This window comes from Variovorax defluvii (genome assembly GCF_039541515.1).
Taxonomy (GTDB): Bacteria; Pseudomonadota; Gammaproteobacteria; order Burkholderiales; family Burkholderiaceae_C; genus Variovorax; species Variovorax defluvii.
Genome location: NZ_BAABGJ010000002.1, coordinates 183,395 through 195,536, shown reverse-complemented (window position 1 = coordinate 195,536; position 12,142 = coordinate 183,395). Strand labels below are relative to the sequence as shown.

At 64.1% G+C, this 12,142-nt stretch carries 13 protein-coding genes and 1 tRNA gene; 4 read left to right on the top strand and 10 right to left on the bottom strand.

Features of this window, described 5'->3' with window-relative positions:
- Nucleotides 1-25: 25 nt before the first annotated feature.
- From trxB to ABEA07_RS02295, 5 genes are read right to left on the bottom strand one after another with little or no spacing between them, the layout of a single operon-like run.
- Nucleotides 26-1,069, bottom strand: coding sequence for a thioredoxin-disulfide reductase (trxB, locus tag ABEA07_RS02315; protein WP_345535607.1), 1,044 nt, complete (start codon nt 1,067-1,069; stop codon nt 26-28).
- Nucleotides 1,070-1,083: 14 nt separating this feature from the next.
- Nucleotides 1,084-2,307, bottom strand: coding sequence for a CaiB/BaiF CoA transferase family protein (locus ABEA07_RS02310; protein ID WP_345535606.1), 1,224 nt, complete (start codon nt 2,305-2,307; stop codon nt 1,084-1,086).
- Between the two features lie 39 nt (nt 2,308-2,346).
- On the bottom strand, nt 2,347-2,685 hold the full coding sequence (locus ABEA07_RS02305; protein ID WP_345535605.1) for a thioredoxin family protein: 339 nt from the start codon (nt 2,683-2,685) through the stop codon (nt 2,347-2,349).
- Nucleotides 2,685-3,266, bottom strand: a complete 582-nt coding sequence (locus tag ABEA07_RS02300) for a UGSC family (seleno)protein (RefSeq protein ID WP_345535604.1) — start codon at nt 3,264-3,266, stop codon at nt 2,685-2,687. The genes ABEA07_RS02305 and ABEA07_RS02300 overlap by 1 nt, the downstream gene beginning before the upstream one ends.
- Before the next feature lie 38 nt (nt 3,267-3,304).
- Nucleotides 3,305-4,423, bottom strand: coding sequence for a hypothetical protein (locus ABEA07_RS02295; RefSeq protein ID WP_345535603.1), 1,119 nt, complete (start codon nt 4,421-4,423; stop codon nt 3,305-3,307).
- A gap of 127 nt (nt 4,424-4,550) precedes the next feature.
- On the opposite strand from ABEA07_RS02295, the gene ABEA07_RS02290 reads away from it, so the two are divergent.
- Both ABEA07_RS02290 and ABEA07_RS02285 read left to right on the top strand, forming a co-directional pair.
- Nucleotides 4,551-5,465, top strand: a complete 915-nt coding sequence (locus tag ABEA07_RS02290; protein ID WP_345535602.1) for a LysR family transcriptional regulator — start codon at nt 4,551-4,553, stop codon at nt 5,463-5,465.
- Nucleotides 5,466-5,618: 153 nt separating this feature from the next.
- Entirely contained in the window at nt 5,619-6,056 is a 438-nt protein-coding gene (locus ABEA07_RS02285) for a DsrE family protein (RefSeq protein WP_345535601.1), read from the top strand.
- Nucleotides 6,057-6,075: 19 nt separating this feature from the next.
- Here ABEA07_RS02285 and ABEA07_RS02280 read toward each other — a convergent pair whose 3' ends face one another.
- Nucleotides 6,076-6,948 (bottom strand): LysR family transcriptional regulator, encoded by an 873-nt coding sequence (locus ABEA07_RS02280; protein WP_345535600.1) that lies wholly within the window; start codon nt 6,946-6,948, stop codon nt 6,076-6,078.
- Between the two features lie 89 nt (nt 6,949-7,037).
- On the opposite strand from ABEA07_RS02280, the gene ABEA07_RS02275 reads away from it, so the two are divergent.
- Nucleotides 7,038-8,060 carry a zinc-dependent alcohol dehydrogenase family protein gene (locus ABEA07_RS02275; RefSeq protein ID WP_345535599.1) on the top strand — a complete coding sequence of 341 codons (1,023 nt, stop codon included), beginning with the start codon at nt 7,038-7,040 and terminating at the stop codon, nt 8,058-8,060.
- A gap of 170 nt (nt 8,061-8,230) precedes the next feature.
- Here the strand turns inward: ABEA07_RS02275 and ABEA07_RS02270 are convergent.
- Nucleotides 8,231-8,321 (bottom strand) — tRNA-Ser (locus ABEA07_RS02270).
- Nucleotides 8,322-8,375: 54 nt separating this feature from the next.
- Nucleotides 8,376-9,707 carry a serine--tRNA ligase gene (gene serS / locus ABEA07_RS02265; RefSeq protein WP_345535598.1) on the bottom strand — a complete coding sequence of 444 codons (1,332 nt, stop codon included), beginning with the start codon at nt 9,705-9,707 and terminating at the stop codon, nt 8,376-8,378.
- Nucleotides 9,708-9,808: 101 nt separating this feature from the next.
- Here serS and ABEA07_RS02260 point away from each other — a divergent pair, with 101 nt between their 5' ends.
- Entirely contained in the window at nt 9,809-10,219 is a 411-nt protein-coding gene (locus ABEA07_RS02260; RefSeq protein WP_345535597.1) for a VOC family protein, read from the top strand.
- Here ABEA07_RS02260 and ABEA07_RS02255 read toward each other — a convergent pair whose 3' ends face one another.
- Nucleotides 10,220-11,179, bottom strand: a complete 960-nt coding sequence (locus ABEA07_RS02255; protein ID WP_425584061.1) for a threonine/serine dehydratase — start codon at nt 11,177-11,179, stop codon at nt 10,220-10,222.
- Nucleotides 11,176-12,141, bottom strand: a complete 966-nt coding sequence (ispH, locus tag ABEA07_RS02250) for a 4-hydroxy-3-methylbut-2-enyl diphosphate reductase (RefSeq protein ID WP_345535596.1) — start codon at nt 12,139-12,141, stop codon at nt 11,176-11,178. The genes ABEA07_RS02255 and ispH overlap by 4 nt, the downstream gene beginning before the upstream one ends.
- Nucleotide 12,142 lies beyond the last annotated feature (1 nt).

The window sequence follows — 12,142 nt, the reverse complement described above, 5'->3', positions numbered from 1 at the left end:
GAGGTTCAGCGGCCCGCCGGCGTGCTTATGGCGCAGATGCCGGGAGTTCCGCTTCTGCGGTGGGCCTCATGTGCTGCAGGCCCGCAGAGGTTGGCGCAGTCGGCTCGGGCAACTGCTCGAGAAATCTCTGTGCGTCGAGCGCCGCCATGCAGCCCGTCCCGGCGGAGGTGATGGCCTGCCGGTACGTGTAGTCCTGGACATCGCCCGCGGCGAAGACCCCGGGCACACTGGTCATGGTCGCCAGCCCGTTGCCACTCTTCCCTGTCACGATGTAGCCACCGGCCATGCTCAACTGACCGTTGAAGACTTCCGTGTTCGGGTGGTGGCCGATCGCAATGAAGCAACCGCGCACGGGGAGGTTCGTCAGGGGACCGTCCGCGACCCCGCGCAGGCGCACGCCATTGACGCCGCTGTCATCACCCAGCACCTCGTCAAGGGTCTGATGAAGATGCAGCCGGATGTTCCCTGCGCGCACCTTCTCGTACAGCCTGTCGACAAGAATGGCCTCGGCGCGAAACTTGTCCCGGCGGTGCACAAGGTGAACGGTCTTGGCGATGTTCGAGAGATACAGCGCCTCTTCGACAGCCGCATTCCCGCCTCCGATGACGCAAACCTCCTGGCCGCGGTAGAAGAATCCATCGCAGGTGGCGCAACCGCTTACCCCACGACCCATGAAGGCTTCTTCGCTGGGAAGACCCAGGTACCTGGCGGACGCCCCGGTTGCAATGACCAAGGTGTCGCAGGTGTATGTCCCCGAATCGCCGAACAGGGTGAACGGGCGACGCGAAAGGTCGACTCGCTGGATGTGATCGAAGACCATCCTCGTGCCGAACCGCTCCGCATGCTTGCGGAACCGCTGCATCAGGTCAGGACCCATCACTCCGTCGGCGTCTGCAGGCCAGTTGTCGACCTCCGTGGTCGTCATCAACTGCCCGCCTTCGGCCATGCCTGTCACCAGCATCGGCTGCAGGTTGGCGCGTGCCGCATAGACCGCCGCTGTATAGCCTGCAGGGCCAGACCCAAGGATGAGGACAGGAGCGTGATTGGGCGGCGTGAGGCTTGTGGTCATGGTGTGAGGCTCGCTCAGGTGCGAATGACGCAGTCGGCAGCGAGGGCACTCAAGCACTGCTTGTCGACGTTCAGGAAGCTTTGGAGGACTTCGGCCGTGTGCTCTCCAAGCCGCGGCGGGGCACTTCGGTACTCCACCGGTGTCTGTGACAGGCGCAGAGGGCTGGCGACGACGCGTATCTGACCGTCGCCATGGCTCAGATTCACCTGAAGTCCTCGGTGCCGGATATGAGGGTCCGAGAACACGCCCGCCAAGTCGTTGATAGGACCGCAGGGAACGGTTCTGGCTTCGAGCTCGGACAGCCACTCCCCGGTAGTTCGACTGACCATCGCCTCCTGCAGCATTGGTATCAGCGAATCACGATTGGCGAGGCGCTCGGTGTTGGAAGAGAACCGCCCGTCCTGCGCCCACTCAGGGTGCCCCAGCGCTTCGCAGAAGCGAGCGAACTGGCCGTCATTCCCGACGGTCACGATGATGTGGCCGTCCCGGGTGCGAAAGTCCTGGTAAGGGACGATGTTCGGATGGCCGTTGCCCAGTCGGGGCGGCTGCTTCCCGCTGGCCAGGAAATTCATCGCCTGATTGGCCAGGCATGCAACTTGAACATCGAGCAGCGACGCGTCGATGTGCTGGCCTTCGCCCGTGCGGTCGCGGTGTGCGAGCGCTGACTGAATCCCGACGGTGGCATACAGGCCGGTCAAGATGTCCGTCAGCGCCACGCCCACCTTCATCGGGCCTTCGCCCGCTGAGCCGTCCGGCCGGCCAGTGATGCTCATCAAGCCGCCCATCCCCTGGATGAGGAAGTCGTAGCCCGGGCGATGCGCGTAGGGGCCTGTCTGCCCGAACCCAGTGATGGAGCAATAGACGATGCCCGGATGGGTCCTTCGCACCGACTCGTAGTCGAGACCGTACCGCCGAAGGCCACCAACCTTGAAGTTCTCTATCAGCACGTCGCACTTTGATGCGAGCGCCAGCACCAGTTCGCGACCCCTGGAATCAGCGATGTCGACGGCGACGGATTTCTTGTTCCGGTTGGCGCCAACGAAGTAGGCAGATTGGCGCTCGTCGCCCCACTGCGGGTCCTCTACCCAAGGTGGCCCCCAGGATCGGGTGTCGTCGCCGGCATCGGGCCGTTCAATTTTGATGACCTCGGCCCCGAGGTCCGCCAGGATCTGGCTGGCCCAAGGTCCAGCCAGCACTCGACTCATGTCGAGCACTCGCAAGTGCGACAACGCTCCCAAGATGACCTCCGTCAGGACTCAGTGGAAAAGGCGATTTCGTCAGAAGGCGTGTTGAGCCGACAGCCAGGTCAACAACTGGGCGCGCGAGGCGCCACCTGTGCGGCTCGCCTTCAGCTTTCCATCCTGGAAGAGGAGAAGCGTCGGGACGCTGCGGATGCCAAAGCGCATGGCGACTTCGGGTTGTGCTGCCACGTCCACCTTCTCAATGGCCAGCTGCCCCTCGAACTCGTGTGAGAGCTCGTCGAGCACAGGCGCAAGAGCGGCGCACGGACCACAACCAGGTGAGTAGCAGTCCACCAGGACCGGACCGGCCTGGCGCGCCAGCAGCGCATCGAGATCGGCGGAACCGGCGCCGGTCGGCGTGATGGCTTCGGCCATCACTGTAGTTCCACCTTGATCTGGAGGGGCGCCTTCGTGCCCAGCCAAACCTGCTGCGCCTGCTCCTTGATCTGCGCCACGCGCTGGGCCACCTCCTCCGCCGTGATGGAGCTCACTGGGTGGGCGATGACGACGGGCTCGAGTCCCTTCATGCCCACAGCCTGGCGGGTCAGTTCGGTCTCACGGACGAACTCGGTCGTGATGATGACTGCGCTGGGGACGCCGAGCTTCTCGAGCGCAATGGAGTCACGTACGCAGGCCGAGCAGCACGAACCGCAATCGCCGATGGCAGTCAGCACGACGTCGTTCTCTTCGGCGATCTTGGCGATGAGCGCGGGCGCTGCATCCTTCGAGAAGCTGTGCTTCACGTAGTAGTTCACAGCCTCGAAATCGATGTCTTCGCCGAGGGCCTGCGCGGCGCCCCGCAACAGCTTGTTGGCATTCCACTTCGAGTTGTCGAGGATGCCCAGCCGCAGCTTGCTCAAGCTCTTTTTGCGAGCCGAAACAGGGACGTTCTCGAAATGGATGGCACCGCGGGGGTCGAACACTTCGACGGACTTGATGTCGCTTCTGCTGAGCATGGGAGACTCCGGAATCTGGTTGATGAATGAAAGGGCGTTCAGAGCGCGCAGGCACCGCCGACGCAATCGCCGCCGTTGCCGCCGCTGGCTTTCGCGTCCAGCGGCCGATGAACCGGCGTGCTCATGTGGCCCCAGCCGGGAATGAGAACCGAGAAGCGACCCGCCTCGCCGCCCATGACGAACAGGTGGATGTTGTCGGGGCTGTGGACGATCGGGATGCGCGTGTTGTCTTCGCGCTTGTAGTACTTGGGCAGGTTACGGTTGTAGACCTTGCCGTAGCGGTGGCCGTAGGCCAGGTCGATGAACCGGTTGCCGTGGTTGTGGAAGAGGTAGTTCCGAATGTCGGCGCGCGACCAGCCGTGCTTGGCGATGGTCAGCGAGTGTTCCAGCCCCAGGACCACGGCGATGTGTCCACCGAGCACGGCGCTGTTGGAGGCAATGGTGCTCATCGCGGAGCACATCGTGTCGAGGATGCCTTCGGGGTCGTTGGAGATGTGGTTCGTGACGCTGTGCGGCGCCTCTGCGGCCATCACGAAGACTGTCGAATCTTCGGCCTTGTAGCCATGCTCGACGTGGTAGGGAGCCAGCGGGCTTTGCGCCTCGTTTTCGCAGACGCAGTACGTGTACTTGCCAGGATGGCCGAGCGTGCTCTTGTCGAGGTCACCGGGCCACCCACCGCCAACGTTCAGCATGATGAGGCGCACCGCGCGTCCGATGGTCGCGTTGGCGCGGTTGCCTGAGCCGAAAGCGTTGACACCGCCATTCATCCCGATTTCGCGGGCGATGGGACCGTTCACGATGAGCAGAGGCGCTGCGACGTGGGTGGTCGCCTGCACGCCGTTCAGGTTGAAATCCCGGTCGGTCAGGGCCTTGACCGCAGCGAGCACGACGGGCGTGTACTCGGGCTTGCAGCCAGCCATGACCATGTTGATGGCCAGCACTTCGCGGGTGAGTTCTCCCCAGCGGGGGGCAATGCGCGCCTCGACGAAGGCCGGCTCACCGCCCAGGCGGGCGACGATGTCGTCGATCTTGTCTCGCGTGGGCGGAACGACCGGCAGGCCGTCGCTGAAGCCGCGCTCGTAGTAGTACTCGACCAGGTCGACGCCCGAAGGGACCGTCGTTCCGAAAGCTTCCTTAGGTTGCAGAACCGCGTTCATCTGTGTGCCTCGTCATGGGTGCGCTGTGGATGACCGAAGCTTAGGCCTGCAGGTCTATTCATGACAAGAACAATCTATTTCGACTAATAATTACGTTATGCGCATAAATTACAGCAAGGGGCTAGCGATGAACCGGACAGCCATTCCCGACCTGAGCTCCAGGGAGCTCCAAGCCATCTGCACCATCGCGGAGTGCGGCAGCTTCATGGCCGCATCCCTTACCTTGGAGGTATCCCAGCCCGCATTGACGAGAACCGTGCAGCGGGTTGAGCAAGCGCTCGGACTTGAACTCTTTCGCAGGACGACGAGGCGGATGGAAATCACGCCTGCCGGGGAGGAGTTCATCGCCTTGGCAAACCGCGTGTTGAATGACCTGCGCATCTCCTACGAAAGCATGCGCGAGGTATCCGACGAGCAGCGCGGGCAGGTCATCGTGTCGTCAGTGATGTCCGTCGCGTACGCCCACCTGCCCGCCATCGTGTCCAAGTACCACGCAGCCCGACCGGGCGTCGAGATTGAACTCAGGGAAGGCGTACACGGCACTGTCCTGGAGGACGTCCGAAGCGGTGTGGCCGACCTCGGCATAACGTACACCGACGAGGTCCCTTCCGAGCTCGCGAGCATCCCGTTGTCCAGCGAGGCCTTTCACGTCGTCGTCCCGAGAAAGCATCCGCTCGCAAAGAAGGCCGGCTTCACACTCGGCGAGCTGACCGAGTTCGCCCTTGTTTCGCTACCTCGCGAGGCGCAAACCCGGAGATTCATCGACGGACTGGCCTCCGCAGCCGGACTGACGCTCCAACATGCGGTCACCGTCCGCCAGTTCGCGACCATCATGCAATGTGTACAGGCCGGCGTCGGCATCGCCTTGGTACCAGGGGGCGCAATTCCCTCCGCGCTGAGTGCAGGCCTGGTCTCGCTCCCGATGACGGAGCCGGCGGTCACTCGCGCTCTCGGTGTAGTGATGCTCCGAGATCGAGGATTGACACCGAGCGCACAGGGCTTCCTGAGCCAGCTGCAAGGCGATTGGTCATCTTCGCGTTGATGCGTAGAGCGCGCACGCCAGCTAGATTCATGGCCGTTAGAACGATCCTGCATGCGCCTTTCGACGGGTGGCGCCACAAGCTCGATGTCCTTACCTTTACCTTAGGTCCTTTGACTGGCAGGGGGCTAGTTCAATCTCTTAGGAAGGAAGGCCATGTCTTCATCAGGAAAGCCGCTTCACATAGACGTTCCCGTTCGTCTAACGGAGGTAAAGAACGTATTTAGTATCGGGGCCTTGGCGTTCGAAGGGGATCTGCCGGCCTCGATCTTTCACCTTCAGCTTCTGCTGAATGACTTGGCCGGCTGGAGCGCAAAGTCGGAGCTAGTCGCCGTTTTTCACACCAACGCCGGCCATGTGACCTTGAACGACGATGCCTACAACGTCGAGCGAAACATATCGACCGGCAACCCTTACAAGGTGCTTGTGGCCGATCTGACAAGGGGCGGCGTAAAAATCGAGCTGTGTGGCGCGACTGCAAAGGTCCACGGTTGGGGAAACGCAGATCTGCTTCCTGGCATAGAAGTCAACACGGATGCAATGGCGAGAACCACTCAACTGGTCCAACGGGGTTTCGTCAAGATCACCGAGTAAGGCAAGGGAGGAGCTGACATCAGCCGGTCGCCCGCTCCACACTTGCGATGACCATGTCGAGAAATACGCGCAACCGAGCCATTCCGCGCAGGTCCTGGTGATAGGCGAACCATACCTCCCGGTTGGGGGGAGGCGGACTCAGGTCGTGTCGTTCGAGGCCGGGAAAGCGGTCGCCCAACAGCCTCGGGAGCACAGCGAAACCGACTCCCATCGCGCACAGACTTGCCTGAACATCGCGGTTGTTGCTTCCCACTGCCACGGCGGCTGATGGAAATGTCGCACGTAGCCAGTGGACATCCGGCAGATCGTCGAGCGCCGAATCCAGTGTGATGAGCCGGGTCCCGGCGCCATCACCAGGCGTTGGCGGAAGAACGCCCCTCGGTCCATATAGCGCATAGTTCATGAGCAGCAGCTTGCGCTGCACAACTTCCGCGCTCACCGCCGGCCGAATGCGAAATACCAAGTCGGCCTCGCGCCGTGCGAGGTCCAGGAATCGAAAATCGGTAATCAGGTCCACGCGCACATCGGGATGCAATGCTGAATATTGCGCCACAACCGGCGCCAGCACATGGAGACCGAACCAGTCTGAGCACGAGACGCGCAAAAGACCGCGCAGGTGCAGTCCCTGACCTGCAAGCTGTCGCTCGATCGCGAGGGCCTCCTCTTCCATGCGCTCCGCGTGTAGGAGCACCGAAGCGCCCTCGTCAGTGAGTTGAAATCCTTCGCGCCCCCGCTGGAACAATTTGTGCCCGGTCAGTTCTTCCAGCGTCCGCACGCGACGCCCCATCGTCGGCTGCGACATTCCCAAGCGGTGAGCCGCACCGCTCAGCGAGCCACACCTGGCAACGGCCAGAAAAATCCGGAGGTCGCTCCAATCCAACGGTGCATTCATAATTGAATAGCAGTAGTTCAGCCATGTGAATTTACATGCATTCATGAATGAAGCAAAGTCGGGACTCCAACCACCCATTGAGACACCTCATGACTTCATCCAAGTTGCACACATCGGTCCCGGCAACCATGCAAGCCGCCATCGTTTTCGAGGCTAACGGCCCCTTCAAGTTGGTCGACCGCCCTGTTCCGGATGTCGCCGCCGGGCGCGTGCTGGTGCGTATCGTCGCGAGCGGCGTCAATCCGCTGGATACGAAGATCCGTGCTGGCGTCGCGGCACATGCAAAACAACCGCTCCCGGCGATTCTCGGCATGGACCTGGCTGGCGTCGTTGCCAAAGTTGGCGAGGGAGTCACGCGCTTCAAAGTGGGTGATGAGGTCTATGGCCTGGTCGGCGGCGTGGGAGGCCTGCAAGGCACCTTGGCCGGCTATGCCTCCGTTGACGAGGAGCTGCTCGCACACAAGCCCCAACGCCTGTCCATGCGGGAGGCCGCTGCCCTCCCCTTGGTCACCATTACCGCCTGGGAAGGATTGATCGATCGCGCACGCACGCGGGCAGGAGACAAAGTGCTTGTTCATGGCGGAGCGGGAGGCGTCGGGAGCGCGGCGATCCAGATCGCGCGCGCGTACGGTGCAGACGTCTTCACGACAGTGACACCGGAGCAGTTCGCCGTGGTCAAGTCGCTGGGCGCAACGCCAATCGATTACACGAGCTCAACGCCAGCCGATTACGTTCTCGCACACACGGCCGATGAGGGGTTCGATGTTGTGTACGACACCGTAGGCGGGCCCACGCTGGACGCGTCCTTTCAAGTGGTACGCCGCTATACCGGGCACGTCGTGAGCGCCCTGGGATGGGGTACCCACGCGCTGGCTCCCCTGTCATTCCGGGGCGCCACGTACTCGGGCGTGTTCACACTGCTTCCGATGCTCACTGGCAAGGGGCGAACTCACCACGCCGAAATCCTCACCCAGGTCGCCCAACTGGTCGATGCGGGGCAGCTTCGCCCGCTGGTCGATTCGCAGAGGTTCACCCTCGATCAAGCAGGCGATGCGCACGCCCGCGCAACCAGTGGTCAAGCTGTCGGGAAGGTGGTTGTGGACGTCGCTTGAGTGCCATGCCGTGGACGGGCTTATGCCCGGCGTGACGGCGTAGTTCACGACTTTCTCGCTATCGCTCGACAACGAAGCGTTGTTGCGGACTACCGCGCACAAAAAAGCCCCGGCTGGCGGGGCTTTCAGGCGTTTCGGAGGTCTTTCGCGGACCATCAAGAAACCATGGTTGGCGGAGAGGGTGGGATTCGAACCCACGGTACGGGGATACCGTACGCCTGATTTCGAGTCAGGTACATTCGACCACTCTGCCACCTCTCCGGAGTCTGGTGTTTGTCGAGCCCGCGATTCTAGCAGAGACTTCGGGCGGCTTATTCAGGCCCGCAGCACTTCCAGCCCGCCGAGGTACGGCCGCAGCGCCAGCGGCACCTTGATCGACCCGTCCGGCTGCTGATGGTTTTCCAGCAACGCGACCAGCGTGCGACCGACGGCCAGGCCGGAACCGTTGAGCGTGTGCACCAGCTCGTTCTTGCCCTGCGCGTTCTTGAAGCGCGCCTGCAGGCGCCGCGCCTGGAAGGCCTCGCAGTTCGACACCGAGCTGATCTCGCGGTAGGTGTTCTGCGCGGGCAGCCAGACCTCGAGGTCGTAGGTCTTGGCTGAGCCGAAGCCCATGTCACCGGTGCACAGCAGCACGACGCGGTAAGGCAGCTCCAGCGCCTGCAGTACGGCCTCGGCGTGGCCGGTCATCTCTTCGAGCGCCTCGTAGCTCTTGTCGGGGTGCGTGATCTGCACCATCTCGACCTTGTCGAACTGGTGCTGGCGGATCATGCCGCGCGTGTCGCGCCCGGCGCTGCCCGCCTCGGAGCGGAAGCAGGGGGTATGCGCCGTCAGACGGATGGGAAGCTGCGATTCGGCAATGACCTCGTCTCGGACGAAGTTCGTCAGCGGTACCTCGCTGGTGGGAATGAGGTAGAGCGCCGAATGGTCGGGCGCGGGCTCCCCTTCCTGCCCGCCCTTCCTGGCGGCAAACAGATCGCCCTCGAACTTGGGCAACTGGCCGGTGCCGCGCAGCGTGTCGGCATTGACCACGTAGGGCACATAGCACTCGGTGTAGCCGTGCTGCTGCGTCTGCATGTCGAGCATGAACTGCGAGAGCGCCCGGTGCAGCCGTGCGATCGGACCCCTCATCACGGTGAAGCGAGAGCCGGCGAGCTTGACGCCGGTTTCGAAGTCCAGCCCCAGCGGCGCACCCAGGTCCACGTGGTCGCGCGCCTCGAAACCCAGCGCGGCCGCGTCGGCGCCGTTGCCACCCTGCGGGCTCCAGCGGCGAACTTCGGCGTTCGCGTTTTCGTCTTCCCCGACGGGGACGCTCGCATGCGGCAGGTTGGGCACCGCCAGCAGCAGGGCCTGCAGTTCGGGCTGGATCTGCTCGAGCCGCGTGGCGGACGATTCCTGCTCGGCCTTGAGCGCATTGACTTCGGCCATGAGCGCGTCGACGGGCTCGCCCTTGGCCTTCAACGGGCCGATCTGCTTGTTGAGCGCGTTGCGGCGCGCCTGCAGTTCCTCGGTGCGGGTCTGCAGCGTCTTGCGCTCGGCCTCGAGCGCGCTGAAGCTGGCCACGTCGAGGAAGGTCTGGTTCTTCTTGCGGGTTTCGAGGCGGGCAACGACCGACGCGAGGTCCTTGCGTAACAGTGTGATGTCGAGCATCCGGCGATTCTAGGTGCGCCCATTCGAGGCGTGGCGTGCATCGCGCGCGAGGCGTAGCATCGCCGCTCCCGTCATTTGACGCCTCACCAAGGAGTTCTCGAATGGAAGCCTATCTGTCCTTCAACGGTAATGCGGCCGAAGCCCTGGCCTTCTATGCAAGGAGCCTGGGCGGCAAGATTCTTTTCAGCATGACGTTCGGCGAAAGCCCGATGGGCAAGGACACGCCCGAGGCTTACAAGGGCAAGATCATGCACGCGACGCTGGAAGCCCGGGGCAAGCAGATCATGGCCTCCGACCTGCCTCCCGGCATGGCCTTCGAGGGCTACAAGGGCTTCTCGCTGTCGGTGCAGGCCGGGGACGTGAAGGAAGGCGAAGCGCTGTTCAAGGCCCTGTCCGAAGGCGGCAAGGTGACGATGCCCTATGCGGCCACCTTCTGGTCGCCGGGCTTCGGCATGCTGGAAGACAAGTTCGGCGTGCCGTGGATGGTCAACGTCGCCCAGCCGCAGGGCTGATCAGGCCAGCGTCGCCGGGTCCACGTTGGCGCCGCAGACGATCAGGCAGATCTTCTCGCCCTCCCGCGGCCGGTAGCGGCCGTCGTGCAGCGCCGCCAGCGGCAGCGCGGCGGCCGGCTCCACGGCGAGCTTGAGTTCTTTCCACATCCACGACTGCGCGGCGCGGATGGACTCGTCGGACAGCAGCAGCGCGTCGTGCAGGTGGCGCTGGGTGATGTCCCAGGCGAAGCTGCCGATGCGCCGGGCGCCCAGGGAGTCGGCGGCGATGCCGCTCACGTCCACGTCGACCGGCTCGCCGGCTTCGCGGGCGCGAAAGAGCGTGGGCGCGCGCTCGGGCTCGAGGGCCACCACGCGGCTGCGCCGCTCGAACCAGGCGGTCAGCCCGCCGATGAGCCCGCCGCCACCGACGCTGACCAGCACCGAATCGGGCAAGCCGCCCTCTTCCTCGATCTCGCGGCCCAGCGTCCCGGCACCGGCCACCACCTCGGCCTGGTCGTAGGCATGGGTCAGCAAGGCGCCGCTTTCGCGCTGCCGCGACAAGCAGGCGGCGAGCGCGTCGGCATAGGCCTGGCCGCCCACCACCACGGTCGCGCCGAGCGCACGCAGCCGGGCCCGCTTGGCTTCCGGCGACACGGTGGGCAGAAACACCTCGCAAGGCACGCCCAGCGCCCCGGCCGCAGCCGCGGTGGCGATGCCGGCGTTGCCGCCCGAGGCAACGATGGCACCGCTCGCTGGAATGTCGTTGGCGAGCAGCCGGCTCATCATGCCGCGCGCCTTGAAGCTGCCACTTACTTGCAGGTGCTCCAGCTTGAGCCAGACTTCCACGCGCGGCACCTCGATGCCCAGCGCGCGGCCGGGCAACTTCCACAGCGGTGTCTTGCGCAGGAAATGCGGGACGCGCGCCTGGATGCGGCTGGCCGCGGCCTCGATCTCGTGCCGCCAGTCGATCGGCGCACTCACGAGATATGCCCCGGCGCCGCCATGTCGTCCAGCTTCAACCCCTTGGGGAGCGGGAACTTGAGCGTTTCCTCGATGCCGTTCATCTTGCGCACCGACACCGCGCCCAGCGCCTTGATGCGGTCGATCACCTCGTGCACCAGGATTTCGGGGGCCGAGGCACCGGCGGTCAGGCCCACCCGGCTCTTGCCCTCGAACCATTCCGGCCGCAGCTCCGCGGCCGAGTCGACCATGTAGCTCTCGGTGCCCAGGCGCTGCGCCAGTTCGCGCAGCCGGTTGCTGTTGGAGCTGGTCGGGCTGCCGACCACGATCACCAGGTCCACCTGCGGGCTCAGCAGCTTCACCGCGTCCTGCCGGTTCTGCGTGGCATAGCAGATGTCCTGCTGCTTGGGCTCGCGCACCTTCGGAAAACGCGCGCGCACCGCGGTGGAGATCTCGGCCGCGTCGTCCACCGACAGCGTTGTCTGCGTCACCACGGCCAGCTTCTCGGTCTGCGCGGGCTGCACGCGCGCCACGTCTTCCACGTCCTCCACCAGGTGGATGCCGCTGGAGAGCTGGCCCATCGTGCCCTCGACTTCGGGGTGCCCCTTGTGGCCGATCATGATGAACTCGTAGCCTTCCTTCGCGAGCTTGGCGACCTCCACGTGCACCTTGGTCACCAGAGGGCAGGTCGCGTCGAAGATATCGAAGCCGCGCGCGCGCGCCTCGGCCTGCACCGCCTTGCTGACCCCGTGCGCGCTGAAAACCAGCGTGGCCCCGGGCGGCACTTCGGCCAGGTCTTCGATGAAGATGGCGCCCTTGGCCTTGAGCTCGTTGACCACGTAGGTGTTGTGCACGATCTCGTGGCGCACGTAGATCGGCGCGCCGAACTTGGCGAGCGCACGCTCGACGATCTCGATCGCGCGATCGACGCCGGCGCAAAAGCCGCGCGGCTCGGCGAGGATCACTTCCTGGACCGTTCCCATC